This window comes from Rhodococcus sp. CH91 (genome assembly GCF_022554085.1).
Classification (GTDB): Bacteria; Actinomycetota; Actinomycetes; order Mycobacteriales; family Mycobacteriaceae; genus Rhodococcus.
Genome location: NZ_JAKFYR010000010.1, coordinates 111,746 through 134,972 on the forward strand (window position 1 = coordinate 111,746; position 23,227 = coordinate 134,972).

A 23,227-nucleotide genomic window follows, 5' to 3' on the forward strand; every position below is an offset into this window, starting at 1 on the left:
TGAACGCCGTGTCCTGGAACGGGCTCGTCGACGCCGCGCTCGACCTGAAGGTGACCTCGACGGCGGCGTCTGTCGTGTTCGCCGTCGTCGCGGCGCTGGGGGTGGGCGTGCTCGTGGCGCGGCGTCGTCGCCGGTGGCTGGTGGTCGGGCCGGTGGCCGCGGCAGCCGCGGCGGCGGCGCTGGTGGTGGCGGGGGCGGTGCTGATCGAGAAGGTGTGGCGGCCGTTTCCCGATCCGTTGCCCCTGTCGGTGTACGGGTGGGCGGGGGTGGCGCTGTTCGCCGTCGGCCTGCTCGTGGGCCGGGTGTTCTTTCGGCGCGAGGGCCGGCATCCGGGTGCGGCCGTCGGGCTCGTCACCACGACAGTCGTGGTGGTGGTCTGTGCCGGTGGGGCGATCAATGCCGTCTACGACGCCTATCCGACGGTGCGGGCCGTGCTGGGGATCGCCGATTACCGCACCGTCCCGTTCACCGACGTGCCACCGCCCGCCCCGGCCTCGGCAGCGCCGCCGCCCCCGCTGAGCGAGTGGACGCCGCCGGCCGATCTGCCGTCGACCGGCGCGGTGACCGAGGCCGATATTCCGGGCACCACCTCGGGCTTCTCGGCGCGCGCCGCGCGGATCTATCTGCCGCCGGCGTATTTCGCCGGGTCGCGGCCCGATCTGCCGGTGCTCGTGTTGCTCGCCGGGCAGCCGGGCAGCCCCGGCGACTGGCTGGCCGGGGGTCGGCTGACCGAGATCATGGATGCCTATGCGGCCGGGCACGAGGGGTTGGCGCCGATCGTGGTGCTCGCCGACGGCACGGGCGGACAGTTCGACAATCCGTTGTGTGTCGACTCCCCGCGGGGGAATGCGGCGACCTATCTGGCGGTGGATGTGCCCGCCTGGGTTCGCGCGAACCTTCAGGTGGCTCAGGATCCGCGGGCGTGGGCGGTGGGCGGGTTCTCCTACGGCGGGACGTGCGCCCTGCAGCTGGCGACCACGCACCCGGAGATGTATCCGACCTTTCTGGATCTGTCCGGGCAGGCGGAGCCGACCATTGGGGACCGGGAGTCGACGATCCGTGAGGTCTTCGGCGGGGACGCGGAGGCGTTCGCCCGCAACAATCCCGCGGATCTGCTGGCCAGTCATCGGTATCCCGGGTCGGCGGGCGCGTTCGTGGTGGGCGAGAACGATGTCGAGTATCGCGCCGGTATCGAGCAGTCGGTGACGGCGGCGAGGGCTGCGGGTATGGATGTGCATCTCACCGAGCTGCCCGGCGGGCACAGTTTCGCTGTATGGTCCGCGGGGCTGGAAACGGAGTTGCCGTGGCTCGGCCGCCGGCTCGGACTCCCCTCGTGAGGTCCCGGATCGTCCTGTCCCGGATCGGCGGAGCGGTGTCCGGCGCCCCGGTGAGTGTCGGCGCCACGGGGCTGCTCTGAGTCCTGGCGGTGGTCACCGTTCGTGGCGGGCGGGCCCACCGTCGCAGTGGGCCGCGGAGGTGTCGGCGGGGGTGCGCACGGTCGGGGACGGCCGGTGGTGGACGCTGTGGACGTCCGGTTTGTTCGCGTCGGGGTGGGCGCACTATGTGGTGGCGAGCATCGTGCTGCTCGGTGTGGCGGTGCCGGTGGAGCATCGGCTCGGCAGTCGCCGGTTCGCGTTCGCCGCGGTGCTCTGTCAGGGGCTCGGGGTGGCCGCGGCGTTGCTCGTCGCCCTGATCGTCTCGGTGGTGCCGAATTCGTGGGGCCTGGAGCTGCACCGGCATCTGTTCGTCGATCCCCTGGCGTGGATCTGCGGCACCGTGCTGGTGGCCACCGCGACGATGCGTACCTTGTGGCGGCGCCGGATCCGCGCGGTGTTGCTGGTCCTTCTCGTCACCGGGGCGCTGTTCGCCGGGCATCTGCAGGATGTGGCCCGGTTGGGTGCCGCGGTGGCCGGACTGCTGGTGGGGCCGATGCTGGTGGGGCGCCCCGCGCGGGCGCCGGCGCTCGGGGGCACCATCCGGGAACGGCGCACCCTGGTTGCACTGGTGGTCGCGGCCAGTGTGCTCGGCCCGATGTTCGCGGCGTTCTCCCCGCAGGCGATCGGCCCGTTGTCGGCGTTACGGGAGTTGTTCGATCAGGTGCCCTACAGTCCGCGGGAGCTGGTCGTGGTGTGTGCGGATCCGGCGTTGTACGAGCAGTGCCGCGAGGGCCGGCAGGCGGTGCGGTTGTCCGGGATCGGACCGTGGGTGATGAATCTGATGCCCTCGCTGCTGCTTCGTCGGCGCCGAGGGGTTGCGGCGGGGCCGGCGGGCGGCGTGGTGGCTGTCGGTGTGGGGCCATGGGGTGCTGGTGCTGGCGGCCGCGGCGAGTGTGCTGATCCGTGTCACCGAGGAGGACGGCACGCGGTCGTTGCTGTACGGGGTGCACCGGCACAGTGCGGTGTACGCGGAGTTCGCTCCGCTGCTGGCGGTGCTGGCGGTGCTCGTTCTGCTGGTGGCCACCGGGCAGTTGTTCGATGTGCGGGCCGCTCGCGGCACGTATCGGCTGGTGTGCCTGGCCACGGCCGCGGCCGGTGCGGTGGCTCTGGCGGTCTATCTGGTGTGGGGGACGGTGATCGCGGACGGTTTCGATCGGGATCCCGGGGTCGCGACGTTGTTGCGGGAAGCGCCGCGCCGGCTGGTTCCCCCGGTCTATCTGCAGTTCGTCGATCCCGTCGTGATGCCGTTGACGAATGCGGCGACATTGCTGTTCGAGTGGGCCGGGGTGCTCGTGTGGGTGGTCTTCTGCCTGATGATGCTGTGGAGTTTCGGGGCGCCCCCGCAGGGAGTCGATGTCGGTGGCGCCCGGCGGGTGCGGGAGCTGCTGCATGCACCGGGCGGAGGCTCACTGTCGTGGATGAGCACCTGGGCGGGTAACGCCTACTGGTTCAGCTCCGACGGCGGCTGTGCGGTGGCCTATCGGGTGCACGCGGGGGTCGCCTTGACCATCGGTGATCCGATCGGTGCTCGTGCTCGGCGCGCGGAGGCGGTCGACGAGTTCGCTGCGTTCTGCTTCGGCCGGGGCTGGACGCCGTGCCTGTACTCCGTCGAGTCGGACACCGCCGAGATCGCCCGCGCTCACGAGTGGAGTTGCCTGCAGGTGGCCGAGGAGACGGTGATCGATCCGGCCGGGCTGACCTTCACCGGAAAGAAGTTCCAGGACGTGCGCACCGCCCTCGACCGTGCCACCCGCGAGGGCATCGAGGCACGCCGGACGAGCTGTGCCACGGCCCCACGGTCGGTGACCGAGCAGATCGTGGAGATCTCCGAGGAGTGGGCCGCGGACAAGGGTCTGCCCGAGATGGGTTTCACGCTCGGGGGGGCTGGCGGAACTGCGGGATCCGGAGGTGCGGTTGTTGCTCGCCGTCGACCGCGACGAGCACGTGCATGCGGTGACCTCGTGGATGCCGGTCTACCGGGACGGTGTCCTGATGGGTCTGACGCTGGATTTCATGCGGCGCCGCGCGGACGGATTCCGGGCGGCGATGGAGTTCCTCATCGCCTCGGCGGTGCTGGCGGCCCAGGAGCGGCGTCTGGAATTCCTGAGTTTGTCCGGAGCTCCCCTGGCGGGGGTCGAACCGGACGGTGCGCGCGGCGACGGCAGCGGTCTCGAGGCGATGCTCGATCTGCTCGGGGCCACCCTCGAGCCGGTCTACGGGTTCCGGTCGTTGCTGGCTTTCAAGGCGAAATTCCAGCCCCGTTACCGGCCGCTGTATCTGGTGTTTCCCGATCCGGCGGCGTTGCCGGCCATCGGGGTGGCCGTCACCCGCGCGTATCTGCCGCGACTGTCGCTCCACGACAGCCGCCGGTTGCTGGCCCGGTTGCTGCAGCGGTGAGTCCTTCAGGGTCTGCTATCGTCCCGAACCAGTGAACAATCTTCTTGTCGCGTGAGAGTGCTCCTGCGCGCCGACCGTGGCCTGCGCCGCCCGGGTGCGGCGGTGATCGCGTGCGTCCCGGGAGGGAACCCGCCGTCGGGTTCCCCGTGTCCGTCCTCGACCGGAACACTGCCCTGGAGTTCACATGACCATTTCCCGTTTTCCTCTCACGGTTCCCTCCCGCACCGACCTGCGGGGTGACTGCCGACGCTGTGTCGCCTTGTGCTGCACCGCCTTCGGGTTCACCCGGTCCGCCGATTTCGCGGTGGACAAGGAACCCGGCATCCCGTGCTCGCATCTGTCCCCGGAGTTCTCGTGCACCATCCACGACAGCCTGCTCGGCCGCGGTTATCGTGGCTGCACCGTCTTCGACTGTTTCGGGGCGGGACAGCAGGTGTCCGAGCACCTGTTCCCCGATAGGGCCGCGCACAGCCTGCCGCCGGTGCGGCGCCGGATGTTCGCGGTGTTCGCGGCGGTGAAGCAGCTGCACGAAATGTTGTGGCATCTCGGTGAGGCCGCGCGGCGCACCTACGATCCGGACGTCGTCGAGCGCGCCCACGCCACGGCCGCGTCGATCACGGCGCTGACCCGCAGCGCCGACGAGGTGCTCGCCGCCGACATCGCGGGCCTGCACGATCGGGTGCGCACCCTGTTGATCGACGTGAGCGCCGAGGTGCGGGCGTGCCATCTCGCCGCTGGGGAGCCGCCGGATCCGGCGTTGCGGGCCGGTGCCGATCTTGCCGGTCGCCGCCTGCGCGGACGGCGGTTGTGCGGCGCCGATCTGCGCGGGGCATGTCTGATCGGGGCGGATCTGCGCGACTGTGATCTGACCGCGGTGGATCTGCTCGGCGCGGACCTGCGTGATTCCCGCCTGCACGGCGCGGACCTGTCGGCGGCATTGTTCGTCACCGGCCCTCAGCTGGCGGCCGCGCACACCGATCGGCGCACGCGCCTGCCGGCGGGGATCACCCCGTGATGTCGCGGGGGTCGTGGCCGTAGGTCTTGCGTTCGCCGATGATGCCGTCGAGGTGGTGGACGAGATGCTCGACCTCGCGGCGCCGCGCTTCGTCGTGGCCCGCCTCCACCGCCTCCTCGCGGGTGGGATTGCACGGCCTGCTTCCTGTGCGGATCGGCGCCCCGGCGGTCACGTCGGTCCCTGCTGTCACACTGGTCTCGCACATGTGTACGAGTGCGGTGCGGGTGGACGGTCGAGAGGGAGGACATCGTGAGCGGCAGTGCGCAGCCGGGTCTGACGGACTGGATCGGGTCGTATCTGGAGACCCTGCAGACCGCCAAACGGTCCCCGCACACCGTCAAGGCGTATCGGCTGGATCTGCATGCGGTGTGCGCCGAGCTGGCGACGGTGTGCGCGAAACCGGAGACCGCGCTGCGACTCGAGGACGTGACGGTGCGGACGTTGCGTTCGGGTTTCGCGGCGTTCGCCGCCGAGCGTCAACCGGCCTCGGTGCGCCGCGCCTGGTCGGTGTGGAACAACTTCTGCAACTTCCTGGTCTCCGAAGGCGTATCGGAGGGCAACCCGATGGCGTCGATCGCGCAGCCGAAGAAACCGCAGCACACCCCCAAGGCGTTCACCCCCACCGCGATCGGCCGGCTCGTGGACACGATCACGGTGGAAGCGCAGCGCCCGGCGGAATCGTCGCGGGACTGGCCGCAACGGGATCTGGCGTTGATCGCGACCCTGCTGCTGACCGGAATCCGCTCCGACGAGCTGATCCGCCTCGATGTCGGCAGCATCCTCGGTGGACGCCGGGCCCCGGTGTTGCGGGTGCTCGGCAAGGGCGCCATCGAACGCGAGATCCCCCTCGAGGACAGCTGGACGGCCATCGTCTCGGCCTATCTCACCGAACGCTACGCGCGGTTTCCCCCCGGACGGCGCCGCGACCGCGACGGAGACGACCTGCCGGTGTGGGAGCGGCACGACCCCGCCGATCCGCTGTTCGTCGGCGCGGACGGCAAGCGCATCACCCGCGGCACCCTCCAGTACCGGGTGCGCCGTATCTACCGGCGCGCCGGGATCGAATCGGAACGCAAACGCGGGGCGCTCGCCCACGCCCTGCGGCACACCTTCGCCACGAGCCTGGCCGACAGCGGCGCGACGATGGTCGAGTTGCAGCAGCTGCTCGGACACCGTTCGTTGCAGACGGTGCAGGTGTACACCTCGGCGACGAACGACGCGGTGCGGCACGCGGCGCGGCACAACCCGGTGTACGGGCTGCTCGGGCCGGGCCGCGAGGCGGGCGGCGACAGGCAGGTCTAGGACGGAGGGGCGGCTCGCCGGTTGGGCTGTGGGCAAACGTGGTAACTGCAAGACTGGAGAACGATCCATCCGGCAACGTGAAGGAGCATCCATGAGTGTCGAGCAGACCGAACCCCGCCGTCATCGAGTGGTCGTGATCGGATCCGGTTTCGGTGGGCTGTTCGCAACCCAGGCCCTGGCTCGTGCCGAGGTGGACGTCACGCTCGTGGCCCGCACCAGCCATCATCTGTTCCAGCCGCTGCTGTACCAGGTGGCCACGGGCATCCTGTCGGTCGGCGACATCGCCCCCGCGACCCGGATGATCCTGCGCAAGCAGAAGAACGCGCAGGTGCTGCTCGGCGAGGTCGAGACGATCGATCTGGACAACCGGACGGTGACCTCCCGGTTCCTCGAGCGGTACACCACCATCCCCTTCGACAGCCTCATCGTCGCGGCCGGGGCCGGGCAGTCGTATTTCGGCAACGACCGGTTCGCCGAGTTCGCGCCCGGCATGAAGACCATCGACGACGCCCTGGAGTTGCGGGGCCGCATCCTCGGCGCGTTCGAACAGGCCGAACTCTCCCACGATCCGGTCGAACGGGCCCGGCTGCTGACCTTCGTGGTGGTCGGGGCCGGCCCCACCGGCGTGGAGCTGGCGGGGCAGATCGCGGAGCTGTCGCGGCGCACTCTCGAGGGCGCCTTCCGCAACATCGACCCGTCGGAGGCGCGGGTGGTGCTGCTCGACGGCGCCTCCGACGTGCTGCCGGTCTACGGCGGCAAACTCAGCCGCAAGGCCCGCACCACCCTCGAACGGCTCGGGGTGGAGATCCAGCTCGGGGCGATGGTCACCGACGTCGACGCCGACGGTCTGACGATCAAGGAGAAGGACGGTTCGCAGCGCCGCATCGAATCGCAGTGCAAGGTGTGGTCGGCGGGGGTGTCGGCGAGCCCGCTCGGCAAGCAGCTCGCCGAGCAGTCCGGCGCCGGCATCGACCGGGCGGGCCGGGTGGAGGTCCTGCCGGATCTGACGCTGCCCGGGCATCCGAACGTGTTCGTCATCGGCGACATGATGTCGCTGAACAAACTGCCCGGGCTGGCGCAGGTGGCGATGCAGGGCGGCAAGTACGCGGCCCGGCAGATCATCGCGTCGCTGGACGGCGCCACTCCGACACATCGGGAACCGTTCAAGTACTTCGACAAGGGCAGCATGGCCACGATCTCGCGGTTCAGTGCGGTCGCGAAGGTCGGCAGGATCGAGATCAGCGGGTTCCTGGGCTGGGTGGCGTGGCTGTTCATCCACCTGCTGTATCTGGTGGGATTCTCGTCGAAGGTCTCGACGCTGCTGTCCTGGGCGCAGGCATTCTTCTCCAGGGGCCGCAACGAGATGGCCGCGACCGAGCAGCAGGTGTTCGCGCGGCTGGCGCTCGAGCACCTGCGCGAGGAAGAATCGAACGGTGCCCCCACCCCGGCCGACCAGCGACCGTCCACGAAGGCGTCGGCGACTCCGGGACGCGGCGGGGCGCAGACCACGGGGTGATCTCCCCGCCCCGGCCGGAGCCCGCGGTCAGTGTCCGATGCGGTCGGCGTCGACGATGTTGGCCAGCCGGACCTGTCCCTGGGCAACCGGGCGGTCCTGGGCGTCGACGATCTCGACCCGCCACAATTGCTGGGTGCGGCCCCGATGGACGGGAGTGCCGGTCGCGGTGAGCACCCCCTCGCGGGTCGCGCGGAGGAAGTCGGTGTTGTTGTTGACGCCGACGACGTTGCCCTTGTCCCCCAGCCAGGTGGCCCCGGCGATGCTGGCGACGGTTTCGATGACCGCGCAGTAGACGCCGCCGTGCACGATGCCGTAGGGCTGATGCTGCGCCGGGGTGACCGTCCAGCGGGCTCGCACGAGATCGGGTCCGACCTCGGTGAACTCGAGACCGAGCGCCGTGCCGAATCCGCGGTCGTTGAGGGTCGTCACCGCCCGGGGGTCGCGCAGCAGTTCCGGATCGTGGGTGGGCTGGTCGCTCATGCGCATTCCTGTTCGTGCCGGGAGTGGATCGGCCACCGGAGCGGGTGGCCGTCGAACGATGGTAGGACATGGTGGTTTATGGACGGTCGGGTCGGAGCTCGTGGAGGTCTCCGCGGCCCGCATGTTGTATGAGCGCTCCCGGCCGTGTCCTGACCACAGCGTTGATCTTTCCCACAGACGGACCAGGGTTGCCGCGCTTCCGCCGCGGCGATCTGGCGCGCTAAGAGGCGATCGCCCGGCTGACCACCCCCGCCATGGCATCCCTTCCAGGCACGGCGCTCGACGAGATCATCGACGTCGGCGGTGAAATGCACGAGTCGGTTCTCCCAGCCGTGGGGCAGCACCACCGTGGTCCTTGTGGATGTCTTCGGCATAGACCCCGTGCAGATCGTGGAATGCGGAATCCTCTTGACGAAGACGTCCAGGACACTGAGCTTGTTCTGAAGATCGGTCCGGCTGTGAAGGCGCTACGCGGTTATATGCCCACCTCACGGGACACCGATGCCTCGGCGGGCAGCACGGAACCGTCGTAACTGGCCAGGATGGACTGCGAGCCGAAGACCACTACGTACGGCTCTTCGAGGTATGCACACGCGGTCCTGATCGCGCGGGCGAATTGTTCGCGGTTCACGCAGCACGATGTCGCAGGTCATCGAGCACCTCGAGACGCTCGGACTCGGCCATCAACACGGTCAGCGGTGACAGATTCCGTATCTCACGTCCCACCTCGTCATCGGAGAGCGCCCCGTGCCGGATCAGGTCGAGATCACCGGTTCGCAGCAGATGGTCCCACCGCTCGACGTGCTCGAGCAGGGACTTCCCGCAGACCTGCTCACGGATCCTGTCCAAGCTCCGGCGAACCTGGTCAGTGTCCACCGGCAGATGCTCACGCTCGATCTTGTCCAGGACCGCAGTCCGCATGAGTTGTTGGCGGATGACCCCTTCGCGGTACGACAGACATCTCAACTCCCCTCATGCTCAGCATCACAGTGCGTTGACCTGCCGCTTGACCGCTTTCAGCGTAAATGGTGCGGCCGGCAACGGCTGGAGCAGCGAGAGGAGCTTTGATGACCTCCTTACGGCGTCGGCTCACCATCGAACACCGAGGAGCCGGAGACCTTTCCCGCTACGGTCACGGTCGTCGGAAATGCGGAGCAAACCGACCCACAGACCGGACAGTGCATCATCGCCGCCGTCCCGATCGCACCGAACGACACGGTGTTGATACACGGCGAGAGCGCGGCCACCTCGGCACGTTCTGTGCTGGAAGTCGACACCGTCGAACGCAACGCCGACGGTACGGGAGTGTGTACCTACGTAGCGCACTTCGACGCGGTTCCCGCGAATCAACGCCACTACACAATTACCGTCAGTAGCTCGGCGCCTTATGCCCGAACCTTCGAGTCGCCTGCTTTCCATGCGGGCGAGATCGAAGACGGAGCGACGTTCTATCTGCAAGAGTTCCCGCCCGGCACCGACCCCTCGGGCATCGGTGACGGCGACCGCGGGGGGACACCATGAGTTGGTCGGAGCTCCTGTCCGCAGCACCTGACGGCGCTCGCTGAAATTGGATCTGGAGCACTTTCCCTGAGCCTCGTCACACCCGGCGCAGCGTGAAGGCCTGCCTCTTCAGGGCTCTCGGCGAGGCTGCGCCAATGATGGGTGAGTACGAAGACCAGTTCGCCGTGGAACAACGGCAGGTAGTGGCGGGCGAACCCGACTTCGGCGCCACAGGTCAGGGCAGGTGACCCACCCCCCGGGTGTCTCGAAGTGGTCGAGAGGTGCACCGCGGGTTGTAGCGGCTCAGCGCCTACGGGATGGGACGTTCGCCTTTGTCGATCCGCTGTTTGCGCAGGAGGTACTCGTCTTCCGAGATCTCCGCTAGAGCGGGCACGACAGGGCCGGCCCGCCCGCCGTCGATGGTGTGGGGGCAGTAGCCGACGGCAAAGCTTGCAGGCTCATTCTCGAGACCGACCCAGTCCACCAGGATGTGCTGGATCGCAGGACTGGTGATCCGGCCCGGATGGCCGTGGAACAGCATCGGAGGCCCCGTCTCGGGGTTGAGGATGTCGCGGTCGGTGTCGGGGCCGCGATAGGCCACCGGCACACCCTGGCGTACGCGCGTCGTCGCGATCGCCTCGTCCTCTCCCATGTCGTCAGTATCTCCTCCGACAACCATGTACTGCATCATCGGGAGATGACTTCCCGAGGCATCGTTCGATTCTGGAACAGCGAGGACGGGTGGGGCGTCATCGACTGCGAACAGACCCCCGGTGGTTGCTGGGCGCACTTCAGTGAGGTCGAGGTCGAGGGCTTTTAGAAAACTCACCCCTGGCCGGTACGTCGCCTTCGAGTGGCAGCAAACGAGCGGTCCGGTGGAGGGCTTCGCGTTTGTGGCGGTGCGCGTGCACCCGGTCGACGATGAGTGACGATCGTCGTCTCACCGGTGGAAGCGGGTGCGCCGAAGCGCAGGTGATCGTCGCGGGTTACTGCCCGTAGGGGCGCGGTGGGAGCGGGTTGATCTCGTCGCTGTCCCAGGTGACCTTCCGCAGGTTGCTGGTGTCGATGACCTCGAGGTCCGGGTGCGCGGCCAAGGTCAGGGCGCAGTCGGTGGACGAGCCGATGTAGGTCGACATCAGGTCGATGTCGGTGGCGACGAACCATGCCCGGTCCTGCGGCCACCACAGGTTCGGACCACACCCTCCGAGAGTGCGCACCGCATCGCGCACCGTGCCGTGCACCAGAAAGTTGTCCCGATGCGGGAGGCGGACCCGCGGTCCGGCTGCGGGACGGTGCAGGGCCTGGCCGGCGCGGCCTTCCCAGAAACCGAACCAGCACTCGTCCGGGGTGCTGGTGTGCTCGACGAGAACCTCGGCAAGGGCCGCGAACTGCTCTTCCGGCATATCACCTTCGTCGGGTTCCTGGTCCCACACGAGGTCGCGGCCGTCCCCGACCCCATTGTGGATACCGGCCTGCAGCAGCGAACCCCATTCGACGGTTTGGTGGATCACCCCGCCGGTATGGGCGGCGACCTCGGCCCAGCGCACCCGAACCTGCTCCCCGCTGTCGGGGTCGATCCGGGCGGCAGGATGCAGCACCCGTGAATACAGCGTGTAGATCGGGGGCACCAGCGATCCGACGGTGTACTCGAAGCGCGGCAGCGCCTCTGCGATCCAGTCGCCGCCGGTGGTGTCGTCGAGTACGTCATCGACCCGCCACACCAGCGACTGCGAGTTCGGGTCGACATGCCGATCCATCTGCTGCCGGTCAGCAGGATTCGAGGCGCTGTGCTCACTCACGTATCCGACCCTGCCACACCGCGGTCGTGCCGGGCGCCCGTCTACGGCCGGGATTCGCTCTGGCGGAAGAGATGCAGCGGGCCGTGTTCGAGGCATATTCCCGAACGCGGATCACCCAATCGGGTCGCGTCCAGATGACATGACTCGGTGCGCTGACGTGCAAAGCTCGACTCATGAACGGCGATGACACGTCACCGGCGCCGCGGCAGCCGTTGGTGTTGCGTGATCCGATCGGCCGCCCGGCACGCCCACCGGGGCTGATCGTGGCAGGGGCGTCGGTGCTGTTGTGCACCGGAATCGTGTTCGCCCTACTGGATTGGTGGCCGGCCCACGGGCACACCGTCGATGCCTTCACCAATTCGATGGTCGTCCTGGTCTTCGGGGTGTTGTTGGTCATCGTCGGCCTGGTGTGGGCGATCAAGTCCGCATACGTGATCGGGCGGGACCGGCGGTGGTCGTGGTGGATCGCGGCCGCTCCGATCGTCGTGGTCGCCGCGACCGTAGCCGCTGCGGTGATTCCGTCACCGTCGTTCGAGTCCTCACGCAGCGACTTCGACCTCGCCGCCCGGACGGCCTTGTCCTCCCCGGATCCGGCCGTGTTCGATATACCGGTCGGGCCCTACACGATGTCCCGGATCGAACGACGCAACAACGGTGCGGTGTACTTCTACGACGCCGACCAAAGCTTCCTGACCACCTCCGGCGGCTGGATCTACTCACCGGCCGGACCTCCGCCGGACCGTTCGGGAATCGATCGGATCGAGTCGACTCACCTCGACGGCCCGTGGTACGAGTTCACGGCGGTATGGCGCGAATGAACCGGACTCGCACACGCCTGCCGGGGCCGGCACATGGTTCGTCGACATCGAAGCCGACTGTGGAAGGCGCTCGGCAGTTCCGGAAAGGGTGCTGGTGATCGATCCGGACCTATGAGCTGCGCTCGAACTCGTACCAGGGACCTCCGAGATGCTCGATCGACCCGACATGCCGCTGGCCGTCCAGGTAGCCCTCCGGTGAGTAGATCCACCCGTGAGTGGTTCCGAACGAATCGTCGGACTCGATGAAGTAGACGGCCCCACCGAGTTGTTCGACACGCGAGATGTCGAGTCCACCGACCTCCACACCACTTCTGACGCCGTCGGGTTCGGTAAGGATCTCACGCGCGATCGCCTCGAGTTGGGGCCGGGCTTCGTCGAACCCCGGGCGGGGAAACAACACCACGACAAGCAGGGCGCCCAGGACGACCACCGGCGCCGCAGCAGTCCACCAGGACCAGGATCGGGTACCTCGAAGGGAGGACCACACACGAAAAGCCCACACCAGACCGGCTACACCGAGTAGCAGAAGCGCGGGTATCGCGATGAAAATCTGGTGATCGTAATCCAGAGCGCCCCCGACCGCCAGCCACCCGTAGTACATGCCGAGCAGCACGCTCAGGGACAGGATCGTTGCGAGGAGCAGACACACCTCGACCGCGACAGTTCTCACTCCTGCACTACGAGCTGTGGGCCGGGCCTGCGCTTTCGCGTCCTTCATTGCATCACCGTACCGAGCCGGTCCGGATGTGCAGCGTAGGCATGATGGGGTAATGACGACGCTGCGGATCGTTGTTCCCGAGGACTTGATCATGGACGGGATAGTCGGCATCCCTCGCATCGGGGACCGCGTCGACTACACGCTGCAGTTCCACGAAGCACGGCCGTGGATCCATCCGGAGATGTCGAACGAGGTCGTGGCACGGGTCGAGCCGTTGAACGACGGCCGGTGTTCGGCGGACCGGGTCGACCCCGACGGCCGGATCCGTGCCGGTTCCTACTCGATGCTGCTGCACGGTGACCGCTGGTGCGCGTACTTCGTGTCGAGCCGTCTCTACGAGGGCACAGCACAGTGTGCCGGGTGGTTCGAGGCCGACTGGCCGGGAGTGCTTCCGGCCGAGGCACAGGTCACCGGCACGGTGGCCCGATGCCGGTTGATCACCCGCGTGAGCGTTCCCGATGCCGACGGCCGACACACCCAGGGATGGACCGACACGCTCGGACCCGTACCGGACGGGCACACCGGCCTTCGGCTCGGGTTGGTACCTGCCACCCCTGTTCCTGCTGATCCACGGGGATGGCACAGCCCGATGATCCCGCCCCGGGACGGTCCGTGGACCCGCGAGGCCGGCGTCCTGGTGGACCTGGACGTAGGGCTGCCCCTCTGACGAAGCTCTCGGCAGCTAGGTCCCAGGCGATCACCTCTGACACCGCGTGTCCGCCTCTGGAGGCGGCGCGGATGTCGCTTAGTGTCGAATGATGACGGCGTGGATCGAGGTACTGCGGGCACTGACCACCGGTCCTGATCTGCCTGTGCGGGGAACGATCCGCGCGGTGCACCCGGACGGGCACACCGAGCAATTCGTCTCCATCGGGCGCAAGCTTCGGGTGATGGCCGGTAATGGCCACCGTATCTGGCGTCACGGCGCACGCCTGCGCGTCGAACGCGAGGACGGCACCCCGGTCTTTGTTACCGACGGTGTGGCCGCGTGGGATTTCACCCGGGATCCGCAACGGCCGCGGGTCGGTCCGGTCGGTCAGGTGCAGTATCTGGGCACCAGTCAGTTCCTGTTGCGGCGGCGCAGCGCGGCCGAATGGTCCGGTGACGACTTCGCCCAGCCGACCGGTCCGGTCGAGGAGGTCGAGTTCGCGGGCCGACGCTGCTGGACGGTGGAGTTGGCACCGCCGCCGCACAAGCCGTATCCGATGCAGATCTGGGTGGACATCGAGACCGGGCAGATGCTGGGCGAACATATCGAGCAGGCGGGGTTGGGCGAGCAGTTCGTCGACCTCGTCGTCGGCGAACCGGTCGACGACGCCCTGTTCGGGTGGGACGGGCCGGTACTCACCGCCGAGCAGGAACAGCAGATGTACCGCGAACGCCAGTTCGCTCTCGAACGCGACCAACAACACTGGTTCACCACCGCCGTCACCGAGGTGCCGCTCCGCACGCGGGTGCCGATGGATTTCACCCCCGACCGGGTACCGTTCCATGACCCGCAGACGGGGGCGTTCGACGCGGGAAACGATCTGACGATGCTCTCGCGTCGGCCCCGCAGCGCCGAGGGGTGGGAACCGTCGTGGGGCGCACTGTTCTACGTCTGGTCGACTCCCGACTGGGACTGGGCAGCCGGGGTGATCCACGGCGACCTCAACGACGACACCATCGCCGATCTTCACCGCATGCTTCACCCCGACGAACCCGTCGACCGGCAACGCCGCATCGACAAGGGCCCACGATCCCAGCGACATCGTAGATAACCCCACGACGTGCTCCGCTCGCTCGAAAGGCCTCGAGCTATTCGGTGCATAGCCGTGCAGCAACGTCGAGTTCGACGAGTGTGCCGACCGGATCGAGCAGGTACACGCCTTTCTTGGTGGCGACCCACACCTTTTTCTGCTCGTCTTTCTGCTCGTCGATCGTCACTGCCGGCTCCGGATCGTCGATTGCCGCCGCCGCGACGACCCGGTGGGTGGCGGGATCGAGCAGCACCAACAGAAACCGCCCGTGCTCGCGGGCCGGCACCTCGTCCGAACTGTCGAACGGCCACCAGCCGGTCTTCCCGGTGCCGTCGGGACGGTGGGTGGTCATCCACAGATAGCCCCCGGCTCCACCGAACGTCAGCGGCCGACCCGGGAGAGCGGGCACAGGCGTGCTCGTCAGATCCGCACCGATCGACACCGCCACACCGCGGCGATCGTAGATGGCCATCCGGTCACCGGTGGAGCCGACACGAACAGGAAACGACAACGGCATCTGCGGTCCGTCGGTGACCGTGCCGTCGAGATCGATGCGCACCATACGATAGATCCGCGGGAATGGCGCCGCGCAATCCTCGGGCACGGCCGGCACCACCGCCACGAACCCTTCCGAGGTAGCCGCCACCCATCGTGCGGTCGGCAACTCCACCCTCAGCGGTTCGGTGCCGGGGCGCAGCACAAACACGCCCTCGCCCGCAGTGAGCAGCACCGAGCCACAGGCCGCGGCCGCTGCCATACGGTGGCCCACATCGATTCGGTGCACCTCGAGGGCGCCGGCCGCATCGAGCGTGCAGCGCAGCACCGTCTGTTCGGCGACGACCCAGCAGCCCGACCCGTCGGCAACCACCCGCCCCCGCAGCGGCGAAAAAACCGTAGTGGCGATGGAGAGGGGCAGAAGATGCTCGGTCACTACCGCGGCCCCGGCCGGGTCGTCGATCTGCAGCAGGACCGGCAGTTGCCGGTCGAGCACCCACAACACCCGGCCGCCGCTGCTGATGACACCGGGACGCACCCGCGGTCGTAGCGGGGCCGGTTCGGCGGCATCGAGGTCCAGCTCGATCAGCACCCCCAGCTGACGCTCGACAGGATGGTCGGCGTGCGCGGGGTCCGGTGGGTCGGGGCGATCGAACCAGCGCGGCGAGGCCTCGATATCGGTGTAGCGGATGTCTTCGTCCGCCACCGCTGCCCAGCCGCGGGTGTGTGGATCGTAGGTGGTCTCGCCGGTCATCAACTGCACCCGCCGCACCAACCCGCGGGCGGTGCCGCTGCCGAGCTCGGTATGGGCGAAGAACATCCCGGTGATCTCGACATGATCGATCAGCGGCCGCGGCGTTCGGCACACTGCGCTCCAGCCGTCGCCGCGCAGCATGATCGTCCACCACCACTGCCCGTCGCGGTCGACGATCGGGGCTGTGTCCGCCTGGATCGGTTGCGCCCAGGCTCGCACCGTGCAGGTCCGCGGATCGGCCGGATCCGGTGTGTACTGGTGGAACTGCAAGGCCACCGACACTGTGTTCCCCACCTTCGGGGGCACGATCGATCCGTCCTCGATCACCCACCCACTGACCACCACTGTCAACAGACGACGCAGTGGGGGAACAACCGAGGAGGTCTTCAGATCCTGGGGGCGGGAGTGTTCGTTGTCGAACGACATGACCATCTCCGTGCACTAGGCAATCCGAGAGGCGACGCTCTCGGGCACGGAGTCACCGTGGGCAAGACCCTACCCGGTGATCGGGGCTCGGTGCGCATCGTCGCGGCCACAGACAGGTCCGGGTCACGACCTGGGCATTGTGTCGGGACCCGGGTCGCACTTGCGAAGGTATTCACGCTGGTTCTACTGGTTTGCGGACGTGATCGGCGGATTCCGGTGCTCTCCGGGTGCGTGAAACGGCTTCACCTGGCAATTTGGCGTCGATGGTGCGTAAACGGCAATTTACGTTCCCGACCCCATAGAAATCTGGAGTGACAAGGGCTCTGGATGGATATGCCCGATTTATGCAGGTGTATGTTTGTCGAGATGCAGCGAAGATTAGCGAGATGAGCGGGGTAGATTAACTGGGCCGACCGCAGCTTCATAAGGCTTCTGAGCTGCGGTTTCCCGGAATGAAACCTTGACCGGCGCTCTCGTCTCACCGAGCCTCTGTCAATCTGTAGCGGCGTGTCCTGTCGATCTTCACTGCATCTCGACAACTAGNGGCGCTCTCGTCTCACCGAGCCTCTGTCAATCTGTAGCGGCGTGTCCTGTCGATCTTCACTGCATCTCGACAACTAGCCCTGCAATCGGTCGTCAGTGCTGTTGACCCGGTCCCGCGCCGCCCGAAGTCGGCCGTAGGGAGGGACGGCACTGGTTGGGGAATCACGGCGAAGTCGGTTACTTCGAAACCGTCGGTGTGTCCAGCTTGTCCGTTCTTGCCGATACTCTCGTGTCGCCAGGGCACACCACAACGGAGTTCGGAGGTCTCGATGGTCGAACCACTCGAAATGGATATGACCAAGCCGAGGTTCGGCAAGACGGGCCGCGGCTTCGGCAGATTCGCACGAGGTAGCTCGAAGCAGCAGACCGAGCAGACCAGCGATCTCGAGGATGCCGCTGTGGACACCGCCGAGAGGCGGAGCGCGAAGAAACCCGATCCCTACGAGGAGGCGATAGTCGAGTACAACGGCGCGTTCACGTCGATGAACGACAGGGGCGTTTCTCTCCTACGCCAGCGCGAACGCTCGACTGACCTGATCGAGCTCGTCGAGCTGCTGGTGAACAGCATCGCCAACACCCCGAAGTCGTTCGAGACCGACTTCGACGAGATCGACATTCACAAAGCCCAGTTCCTGGCGGCGGAGGAGTTCGCGCAGAAGGATCTCGACGCCGCGAGGAAGTCGGCTGCCGGCGCCACTGCCGGGTTCGCCGCGGGCGCCGCGGTCGCGAGCATGGCTCCGACAGCGGCGATGTGGGTCGCCACCACCTTCGGCACCGCGTCGACCGGCACCGCGATCTCCACTCTGTCCGGGGCTGCTGCGACCAAGGCTGCTCTCGCCTGGCTCGGTGGAGGGGTTGTCGCGGCCGGCGGCGGCGGCACTGCGGCAGGTGGCGCCTTGCTCGCCCTCGCCGGCCCCATCGGCTGGACGGTCGCGGGGGCCACCCTCCTCGCGTCGATCGCTTTGTTCACCAAGAACAAGTTCGAGAACCGCGAGGCGAAGAACAAGGCGCTGACCTCGGTGAAGCAGAACACCGCGCTCATCAAGGGCATAGACGCCCAGATCGATGACCTGCTCCGACGCACCACGTCCCTTCGCGAGCTGCTCGTGCAGAGTTACCGCGAAGCGCTCAGGTGCTTCGGGACCGACTTCCTCGCGCTGTCCGCGCCCCAACAGTCCCAACTCGTCGCGCTGGTGAACAACACGAAGGCCTGCGCGGCCCTCCTGAACAAGCGCATCGCGCAGGGCGCCGGGAATGAGTGAGGCGGTCAGGCTGGGGAAGAGCAACCAGGAGCAGGCTGTCGCCGCCTGGGTGAACTATCTCAACCAGCTCCGGTTGGACAACCTGCTGAGCGCTCTCCACCGGCAGGACCGGAATCTCGAGGACGCGCTCGCCAGCGTCGGTGAGGCGATCCGGAAGATCGACCTCGAGGTGGTCGCCGCCAACCGTGGCGGGCTCAAGGGTATGCACGGCTTCATCGCCGAGGTCGCAGAGGTCGGCGTCGGCAATGCTCGCAGCCACATCCGTGGTGGGGACGCTGTCTACCAGTGGATTAATGACAACGGCCCTGTGGACCTGATGCGCAACGGCGTGGAGATCCAGCAGAAATTCGTCGCGGCCGGCGGCCGCTTCGGTCTCGGCGCGATCACCGAACACCTCGGCAAGTATCCCGACTTCGTCGCCAGCGGCGGGAAATACCAGATCCCCCGCGACCACTTCGAGGTGATCCAGAAGCTGCACGCCCTGCCACGCGAGGAAGCCGGCACACTCCTGACGCGTGGCGGCGACGGCCCGTCGTTCACGGACTGGGAGCGGATCCAGGCGTTCTTCGGCGAGGAGGGATCTGTCGGTATCGAGTCGCTCGAGCCTTCCCACCTGAAATACTCCGAGGTTCAGAAGGGCGCCTATGGGGCGACTTTGGAGACGGAGGCGGATTCCCTCCGCTCCACCGACCAGTCCCTGCGCGATGCCGCCTACCAGGAAGGTCGGCCGACCCTGGCGGAGGGCGCGAAGGCCACGTTTGCGGCCGCCGCCATTGAGAGCGGGACCGCCTTGGTGCTGGCCGTGGTCGACAAACGCCGTGCGGGCAAGCAGCTCAGAGAGTTCACTGTCGAGGACTGGACCGACATCGCCGGCGAAGCGAATCTCGGTGCCGCCAAGGGCGGTGTCCGAGGGGCCAGCATCTACATGCTCACGAACGTCACCGCCACCCCCGCGGCCGTCGCCAGCTCGATCGTCACCGCGGCCTTCGGCGTCGCCGAGCAGGCGAACAAGCTCCGTCGCGGCGAGATCGACGAGCTGGAATTCATCGAGAACGCGGAGCTCGTCTGCCTGGATACCGCCGTCAGCGCCCTGTCCTCCTTCGTCGGGCAGGCTCTCATCCCGGTGCCGGTACTGGGTGCCGTGATCGGCAATACCGTCGGCATCATCATGTACAAGGCCGTCTCGTCTTCCCTCTCCAAGCGGGAGGCGTCGCTGATCGTGCAGTACCTCGACGAACAGCAGGCGATGGACGAGCAACTCGCCGCCCAATACCAAGAGCTCATCGACAAGCTCGATGCGAGCATGTCCGACTACCTGGAGGTGCTCGAACGGGCCTTCTCCCCTGACGTGGAGGTTGTCCTCCTCGGATCCGTCGAGCTCGCACTCGAGCTCGGGGTGGCTTCGGACGAGGTCTTGGATTCCGAGGAGAAAGTCCTCGCCTACTTCCTCGACTAACGCTGTGGTCGTCCGTTCTCCGAGCACAGTGCGATAGTCGCGGGCAGCCCTCGCGCTCGGTCTCGTCCACATGAGGCGCCGTCATTGGAACTGTCGGGGCCGTTCCGAGCCTGACAACCTGAAGACCCTGCTATGAGATGCGGTCAGCCGGACTGCTGCTCGATTCGGGTGGCTCGATAGTGGTAGCCGTCCTGATCGGTGACCTGTTCCCAATCGAGGACCACGGTGGCTCCGACCGCTACGGTACGAAAACCCTCGCCGACGATGGTGCTGTAATGCGCCCAGCATCCGCCCGGGGTCTGGTCGGAATCGATCACTCCCCAGCCCTGTTCGTCGTTCCACTCCCGGACTGTGCCGACACTGTGGCCGGTCACCCGAGGCGGGACCGGTACGGGTGCGGAGGGTTCGCCTACGAAGTGCTCTTCCTCGATGCGGCCGTCGGGATGGACCGACCATGCGCGCGCCCCGAATCCGGTAGGGCGACGGAAGGGTTGTTGCCCGGCCGGCCATGCCCGCACACACTCGAACTCGAATTCGACACCCGCTGCCGGGTTCTCGGGGCGGATCCATTCGAACTCCACCTCGTGGCCCGGTGTGAGAGCGGGAAACCCGTCCACCGCAACGGCCGCGAAGTCGACATGGCATCCACCGGGAACCTCATCGCCGTCGATCACACCCTGCATGTGCTCGAGGTCCCAGCTGCGGACCACACCTCGACTCGGCATCGCGCCGTGATCTCCCGTCCCGGTCTCGGCGACACCGTCGCCGGGGCCGACAGCATCGGGGCCGGATACGGCACCGACGGTCCATATCCCCACGGCCGCGACCGCAGTGAGCACCACCGCGGCAGTGGCGGCCCGTACCGCTGTGCGCACCCACGTCTCCTTTCGCCGCGGTGATCCCCGCATCCTGACACTGGCGACAACTGCGGTGCGGAAAGCCCGGGTGTGCACCACCGGACTTCCCGCCGGCCACACACATCGGGGAGGAATGCGCGGACCGAGCGGCCCCACCGCTCCGAGGAGGGAGAAAAAACGGGGACCGCCGACAAACACATATGGACTTTCGCCTCTAGCGTTACATTTCGACCACACGCTCAAGTGAGGGTGGTGTTTACCCGTATCGTGGGTGCCTGGTGGCGCGACACCGGCAGTGCGTCGCTCATCAATGGCGCTGTCGGACATTCAAGACACGAGCTGGCCATGGAGAATCCGCAGCAAGAAACCTACGGCCGGGTGAGCAACCCGCAACGGTTCGCCCCACTCATCTCAGTTACCGGAGGCGGGAGCGGTCGAGGAGTTCGGCGACATCGAGAAGCTCCGGCGGGTTCATGTGCTGGCGCGGCAAGGCATGCACCCCCGCAGCAGTGACCCACACGGTGCCGGCTCCGTCGATGGTGACGTCCGGGCGGGGACTGCGGATCGGGGTGCTCGAGATCGGCTCCCAGGTGACCGGATCGAGGCGGGTGAACAGCCAGTATTGATGGTGATCGGCGGGATACACGGCCGGTCCCGGCAGTGGCCACCATCGCCCACGGCCGGAACCGTCCGGGGGATGGCCGACGATCCAGAGCAGGTCTTCGATCTGTCCGCCGCCGAGGACATGATCAGGCAATGAGTTCGGCTGGGCGAGAGTGAGATCGTCGAGTATCCGGTATGCAGCGGTGCCGTCGACGATCGTCGGTGGAAGACCGGTCAGAAACGGCCGATAGGACATCACCGCGGTCTCCAGCGGCGGACCGACGGTCACGATGCCGTGCAGATCGACCTGGACCAGGCGCGCCGCTCCGAGCGCGCCGGTGCTCGGATCACGCCGGCGAAACAGCAGGACAAACCCGTCCGCGCAGGTCGTCATCGATTCGAGGTCGCCCCACTGCTCGGCAGGGTGCCTCACCAGGTCCTGTCCCGGGCGAGCGAGGATCAGCTCGGCGGTGCCGCGGTCCGGCACCGCCACGGCGAGCAGGGTCTGGGCATGGGCTGCGCCGTCTCGAATCGGTGTGTCAGTAATCGCCTCGACGGTGCCACCCCGGGTGCAGTGGAAGATTCCGTCCCAGCCGCCCACCCAGCAGCCGTCGGCGTGCGCCCACACCGAACGGGTGCGATCAGCCGGCGGAGTATCGAAGATCTGCCCGGGCACGATGTACTCGCGCACGCGCCGGCCGGCGTCGAGATGCACCACCACGGGCAGTTCACGGTCGGCGATCCACAGATCGCAGTCGTGCGCGGATATCGCGGCGGGGATCACGCTCGGCCGCAGCGGCGGTGGCGGCACATCGGTCAAGTCGAGATCCACCAACACACCCACCTCGTGAATGCGTTCGACCAGCGGGTCGGGGCCGCTGAGCCGGGCAACATGGGCGAACGATCGCGGGGACGTGGTGACCTGCCGATAGCGACGGGTGCCAGCCACCGGCCGGAACGGCGAGTGCGGCTGATCGACCTCACGCCGGTACCGATCGGATGCGACGTGAATACGCCTGACCCGTCCGCGGATCCGCCCGGTAGTGGCGTACGACAGATCACCGATCAGCCGGCCGGTGACCTCGACCTGACCGAGCACCGGACGGCGGGTGTACCAGGTGGCCGTCCACCCCACACCGCGCAGCAGCACGGTCCAGTCCCACCACTGTCGTCCGTCCCCGGGCCGCTGCAACGCGGGCTTTCCCGAATGCAGGGGCTCGGCCACAGCGCCAAGCCTGACAATCGACGGATCCGCCGGATCGGCAGGCATCTCCTCGAACAACAACGGAAACACCGCGACGGCACCGACTTCCGGGGGCGGTGTCTCCCCGTCTTCGATCGACACAGCAGTCACCAACACCGGCAGCTGAGTCTGCGGACGCCACACCTGGTCAGGCTCTGTCACCCTGCCAGCGTGCCCGACACGCTGCCGCCGCGCACGATCGGCGATGCGGTCGACCGAGTCGCGCATTTGCACGAGTACTGTTGACACACCCGGGATCTGTCGATGTGCAGCAGCGTGTCCGGCCAGTCTTCGCTGCATCTCCACAGGAGGTTCCAGGATTCGTGTCAGTTTCCAAGATTCATGTCACTCGGGTGGGCCCTGTAAAGGTGCCCCGGACCAGCGAGGTTGAAGACAGGGTACGTCCAAGATCGCGGTCGACCTCAACAGAAGCGTCCTGATCGAAGCCGACAGCCGGAAGAATCCACATCATGAGCGTTCCCGATGCCGCCGAACTCGACCGACTCTTCTCATTGTGGAAGGACGCCCTGTGGAAAACACAAGGCATCACAGCCAGCGAGGCCGAGAACAACCGGAAGCTCTACCGGTACAGGATCACGAGCATCGACCAGCTCGACGCGAACTCGCTGGAAGTCCACGTCGAGTTCGCGCCGAACGCGGTCTACGGCATCGAGCACCTTCCCGGATCCAAGGCCAGCATCGTGATACCTCCGGTGACACGCGGTGAGATCAACGCACCACCGGAGATGGCTCACTTGTTGACCGAGTTCATCGCTTCCGGTGGGATCCGACCCGGTAACTTCATCGGGACGGATGCGGACGGCGCTCCCCGCGTCCTGTGGAATTGACACCAGGACATGCCCGGTGA

The 23,227-nt window shown here is 67.2% G+C and carries 25 protein-coding genes and 1 pseudogene; 16 read left to right on the plus strand and 10 right to left on the minus strand.

Annotated features, from left to right (window positions below):
- Positions 1-8: 8 nt before the first annotated feature.
- From MOM01_RS18325 to MOM01_RS18340, 5 genes and pseudogenes are all read left to right on the plus strand, one after another.
- Positions 9-1,337 (plus strand): alpha/beta hydrolase, encoded by a 1,329-nt coding sequence (locus MOM01_RS18325; protein ID WP_241386871.1) that lies wholly within the window; start codon positions 9-11, stop codon positions 1,335-1,337.
- Positions 1,338-1,488: 151 nt separating this feature from the next.
- Entirely contained in the window at positions 1,489-2,874 is a 1,386-nt protein-coding gene (locus MOM01_RS18330) for a rhomboid family intramembrane serine protease (RefSeq protein ID WP_241386952.1), read from the plus strand.
- A pseudogene (locus MOM01_RS23185) lies at positions 2,855-3,253 on the plus strand (phosphatidylglycerol lysyltransferase domain-containing protein); the annotation flags it as partial. The gene MOM01_RS18330 and the pseudogene MOM01_RS23185, both read left to right, overlap by 20 nt.
- 91 nt (positions 3,254-3,344) lie before the next feature.
- On the plus strand, positions 3,345-3,833 hold the full coding sequence (locus tag MOM01_RS23190; protein ID WP_308197008.1) for a DUF2156 domain-containing protein: 489 nt from the start codon (positions 3,345-3,347) through the stop codon (positions 3,831-3,833).
- A gap of 184 nt (positions 3,834-4,017) precedes the next feature.
- Entirely contained in the window at positions 4,018-4,848 is an 831-nt protein-coding gene (locus tag MOM01_RS18340) for a pentapeptide repeat-containing protein (protein ID WP_241386872.1), read from the plus strand.
- On the opposite strand, the gene MOM01_RS18345 is transcribed toward MOM01_RS18340, so the two are convergent.
- Entirely contained in the window at positions 4,838-5,038 is a 201-nt protein-coding gene (locus tag MOM01_RS18345) for a DUF2188 domain-containing protein (protein WP_241386873.1), read from the minus strand. The two genes, MOM01_RS18340 and MOM01_RS18345, sit on opposite strands and share 11 nt — an antisense overlap.
- A gap of 59 nt (positions 5,039-5,097) precedes the next feature.
- Between MOM01_RS18345 and MOM01_RS18350 the strand changes: the two genes are divergently transcribed.
- Complete coding sequence (locus tag MOM01_RS18350; RefSeq protein WP_241386874.1) at positions 5,098-6,150, plus strand: tyrosine-type recombinase/integrase; 1,053 nt, start codon at positions 5,098-5,100, stop codon at positions 6,148-6,150.
- 91 nt (positions 6,151-6,241) lie between these two features.
- Positions 6,242-7,666 carry an NAD(P)/FAD-dependent oxidoreductase gene (locus MOM01_RS18355; RefSeq protein ID WP_241386875.1) on the plus strand — a complete coding sequence of 475 codons (1,425 nt, stop codon included), beginning with the start codon at positions 6,242-6,244 and terminating at the stop codon, positions 7,664-7,666.
- A gap of 27 nt (positions 7,667-7,693) precedes the next feature.
- Here the strand turns inward: MOM01_RS18355 and MOM01_RS18360 are convergent, their stop codons facing one another.
- From MOM01_RS18360 to MOM01_RS18370, 3 genes are all read right to left on the minus strand, one after another.
- Positions 7,694-8,146 carry a PaaI family thioesterase gene (locus MOM01_RS18360; protein WP_241386876.1) on the minus strand — a complete coding sequence of 151 codons (453 nt, stop codon included), beginning with the start codon at positions 8,144-8,146 and terminating at the stop codon, positions 7,694-7,696.
- Positions 8,147-8,621: 475 nt separating this feature from the next.
- Positions 8,622-8,777 (minus strand): hypothetical protein, encoded by a 156-nt coding sequence (locus tag MOM01_RS18365; protein WP_241386877.1) that lies wholly within the window; start codon positions 8,775-8,777, stop codon positions 8,622-8,624.
- The gene (locus tag MOM01_RS18370; protein ID WP_374112328.1) at positions 8,774-9,067 is read right to left on the minus strand and encodes a hypothetical protein; all 294 of its coding nucleotides are present in this window, start codon (positions 9,065-9,067) and stop codon (positions 8,774-8,776) included. The genes MOM01_RS18365 and MOM01_RS18370 overlap by 4 nt, the downstream gene beginning before the upstream one ends.
- Positions 9,068-9,406: 339 nt before the next feature.
- Between MOM01_RS18370 and MOM01_RS18375 the strand changes: the two genes are divergently transcribed.
- Positions 9,407-9,667 carry a hypothetical protein gene (locus MOM01_RS18375; protein WP_241386879.1) on the plus strand — a complete coding sequence of 87 codons (261 nt, stop codon included), beginning with the start codon at positions 9,407-9,409 and terminating at the stop codon, positions 9,665-9,667.
- A 289-nt stretch (positions 9,668-9,956) separates the two neighbouring features.
- On the opposite strand, the gene MOM01_RS18380 is transcribed toward MOM01_RS18375, so the two are convergent.
- Positions 9,957-10,298 carry a hypothetical protein gene (locus MOM01_RS18380; protein ID WP_241386880.1) on the minus strand — a complete coding sequence of 114 codons (342 nt, stop codon included), beginning with the start codon at positions 10,296-10,298 and terminating at the stop codon, positions 9,957-9,959.
- A 45-nt stretch (positions 10,299-10,343) separates the two neighbouring features.
- Here MOM01_RS18380 and MOM01_RS23195 point away from each other — a divergent pair, with 45 nt between their 5' ends.
- Positions 10,344-10,466: a hypothetical protein gene (locus tag MOM01_RS23195; RefSeq protein WP_277609925.1), complete on the plus strand. Its 123-nt coding sequence runs from the start codon at positions 10,344-10,346 to the stop codon at positions 10,464-10,466.
- A gap of 166 nt (positions 10,467-10,632) precedes the next feature.
- On the opposite strand, the gene MOM01_RS18385 is transcribed toward MOM01_RS23195, so the two are convergent.
- Positions 10,633-11,445: a hypothetical protein gene (locus tag MOM01_RS18385; RefSeq protein ID WP_241386881.1), complete on the minus strand. Its 813-nt coding sequence runs from the start codon at positions 11,443-11,445 to the stop codon at positions 10,633-10,635.
- 173 nt (positions 11,446-11,618) lie between these two features.
- On the opposite strand from MOM01_RS18385, the gene MOM01_RS18390 reads away from it, so the two are divergent.
- Positions 11,619-12,263, plus strand: a complete 645-nt coding sequence (locus MOM01_RS18390; RefSeq protein WP_241386882.1) for a DUF1109 domain-containing protein — start codon at positions 11,619-11,621, stop codon at positions 12,261-12,263.
- A gap of 109 nt (positions 12,264-12,372) precedes the next feature.
- Here the strand turns inward: MOM01_RS18390 and MOM01_RS18395 are convergent, their stop codons facing one another.
- Positions 12,373-12,981, minus strand: coding sequence for a DUF1109 domain-containing protein (locus MOM01_RS18395; protein ID WP_241386883.1), 609 nt, complete (start codon positions 12,979-12,981; stop codon positions 12,373-12,375).
- Positions 12,982-13,033: 52 nt separating this feature from the next.
- Here MOM01_RS18395 and MOM01_RS18400 point away from each other — a divergent pair, with 52 nt between their 5' ends.
- A complete protein-coding gene (locus MOM01_RS18400) occupies positions 13,034-13,648 on the plus strand; it encodes a hypothetical protein (protein WP_241386884.1) in 615 nt (204 codons plus the stop codon).
- Positions 13,649-13,739: 91 nt separating this feature from the next.
- The gene (locus tag MOM01_RS18405; RefSeq protein WP_241386885.1) at positions 13,740-14,741 is read left to right on the plus strand and encodes a hypothetical protein; all 1,002 of its coding nucleotides are present in this window, start codon (positions 13,740-13,742) and stop codon (positions 14,739-14,741) included.
- Between the two features lie 37 nt (positions 14,742-14,778).
- On the opposite strand, the gene MOM01_RS18410 is transcribed toward MOM01_RS18405, so the two are convergent.
- A complete protein-coding gene (locus MOM01_RS18410; RefSeq protein WP_241386886.1) occupies positions 14,779-16,110 on the minus strand; it encodes a hypothetical protein in 1,332 nt (443 codons plus the stop codon).
- Positions 16,111-16,153: 43 nt separating this feature from the next.
- On the opposite strand from MOM01_RS18410, the gene MOM01_RS18415 reads away from it, so the two are divergent.
- The 3 genes from MOM01_RS18415 to MOM01_RS18425 all read left to right on the plus strand — a co-directional run bounded on the left by MOM01_RS18415 (position 16,154) and on the right by MOM01_RS18425 (position 19,656).
- Complete coding sequence (locus tag MOM01_RS18415; protein ID WP_241386887.1) at positions 16,154-16,414, plus strand: hypothetical protein; 261 nt, start codon at positions 16,154-16,156, stop codon at positions 16,412-16,414.
- Between the two features lie 793 nt (positions 16,415-17,207).
- The gene (locus MOM01_RS18420; RefSeq protein ID WP_241386888.1) at positions 17,208-18,200 is read left to right on the plus strand and encodes a hypothetical protein; all 993 of its coding nucleotides are present in this window, start codon (positions 17,208-17,210) and stop codon (positions 18,198-18,200) included.
- Positions 18,193-19,656 (plus strand): hypothetical protein, encoded by a 1,464-nt coding sequence (locus MOM01_RS18425; RefSeq protein WP_241386889.1) that lies wholly within the window; start codon positions 18,193-18,195, stop codon positions 19,654-19,656. Before MOM01_RS18420 ends, MOM01_RS18425 begins: the two co-directional genes overlap by 8 nt.
- 143 nt (positions 19,657-19,799) lie before the next feature.
- On the opposite strand, the gene MOM01_RS18430 is transcribed toward MOM01_RS18425, so the two are convergent.
- The gene (locus tag MOM01_RS18430) at positions 19,800-20,531 is read right to left on the minus strand and encodes a cold-shock protein (protein WP_241386890.1); all 732 of its coding nucleotides are present in this window, start codon (positions 20,529-20,531) and stop codon (positions 19,800-19,802) included.
- A gap of 397 nt (positions 20,532-20,928) precedes the next feature.
- Positions 20,929-22,341: a hypothetical protein gene (locus tag MOM01_RS18435; RefSeq protein ID WP_241386891.1), complete on the minus strand. Its 1,413-nt coding sequence runs from the start codon at positions 22,339-22,341 to the stop codon at positions 20,929-20,931.
- A gap of 488 nt (positions 22,342-22,829) precedes the next feature.
- On the opposite strand from MOM01_RS18435, the gene MOM01_RS18440 reads away from it, so the two are divergent.
- Positions 22,830-23,207, plus strand: a complete 378-nt coding sequence (locus tag MOM01_RS18440) for a hypothetical protein (protein ID WP_241386892.1) — start codon at positions 22,830-22,832, stop codon at positions 23,205-23,207.
- The last annotated feature ends 20 nt before the right edge of the window (positions 23,208-23,227 follow it).

Coding starts and splice junctions, on each gene's coding strand:
- MOM01_RS18395 (WP_241386883.1), bottom strand. CDS start 12,981: ATGAAGGACGCGAAAGCGCAGGCCCGGCCCACAGCTCGTAGTGCAGGA.
- MOM01_RS18405 (WP_241386885.1), top strand. CDS start 13,740: ATGACGGCGTGGATCGAGGTACTGCGGGCACTGACCACCGGTCCTGAT.
- MOM01_RS18425 (WP_241386889.1), top strand. CDS start 18,193: ATGAGTGAGGCGGTCAGGCTGGGGAAGAGCAACCAGGAGCAGGCTGTC.
- MOM01_RS18340 (WP_241386872.1), top strand. CDS start 4,018: ATGACCATTTCCCGTTTTCCTCTCACGGTTCCCTCCCGCACCGACCTG.
- MOM01_RS18370 (WP_374112328.1), bottom strand. CDS start 9,067: ATGCGGACTGCGGTCCTGGACAAGATCGAGCGTGAGCATCTGCCGGTG.
- MOM01_RS18400 (WP_241386884.1), top strand. CDS start 13,034: ATGACGACGCTGCGGATCGTTGTTCCCGAGGACTTGATCATGGACGGG.
- MOM01_RS18390 (WP_241386882.1), top strand. CDS start 11,619: ATGAACGGCGATGACACGTCACCGGCGCCGCGGCAGCCGTTGGTGTTG.
- MOM01_RS18440 (WP_241386892.1), top strand. CDS start 22,830: ATGAGCGTTCCCGATGCCGCCGAACTCGACCGACTCTTCTCATTGTGG.
- MOM01_RS18380 (WP_241386880.1), bottom strand. CDS start 10,298: ATGGGAGAGGACGAGGCGATCGCGACGACGCGCGTACGCCAGGGTGTG.
- MOM01_RS23195 (WP_277609925.1), top strand. CDS start 10,344: ATGACTTCCCGAGGCATCGTTCGATTCTGGAACAGCGAGGACGGGTGG.
- MOM01_RS18360 (WP_241386876.1), bottom strand. CDS start 8,146: ATGAGCGACCAGCCCACCCACGATCCGGAACTGCTGCGCGACCCCCGG.
- MOM01_RS18355 (WP_241386875.1), top strand. CDS start 6,242: ATGAGTGTCGAGCAGACCGAACCCCGCCGTCATCGAGTGGTCGTGATC.
- MOM01_RS18420 (WP_241386888.1), top strand. CDS start 17,208: ATGGTCGAACCACTCGAAATGGATATGACCAAGCCGAGGTTCGGCAAG.
- MOM01_RS18410 (WP_241386886.1), bottom strand. CDS start 16,110: ATGCTGCGCGGCGACGGCTGGAGCGCAGTGTGCCGAACGCCGCGGCCG.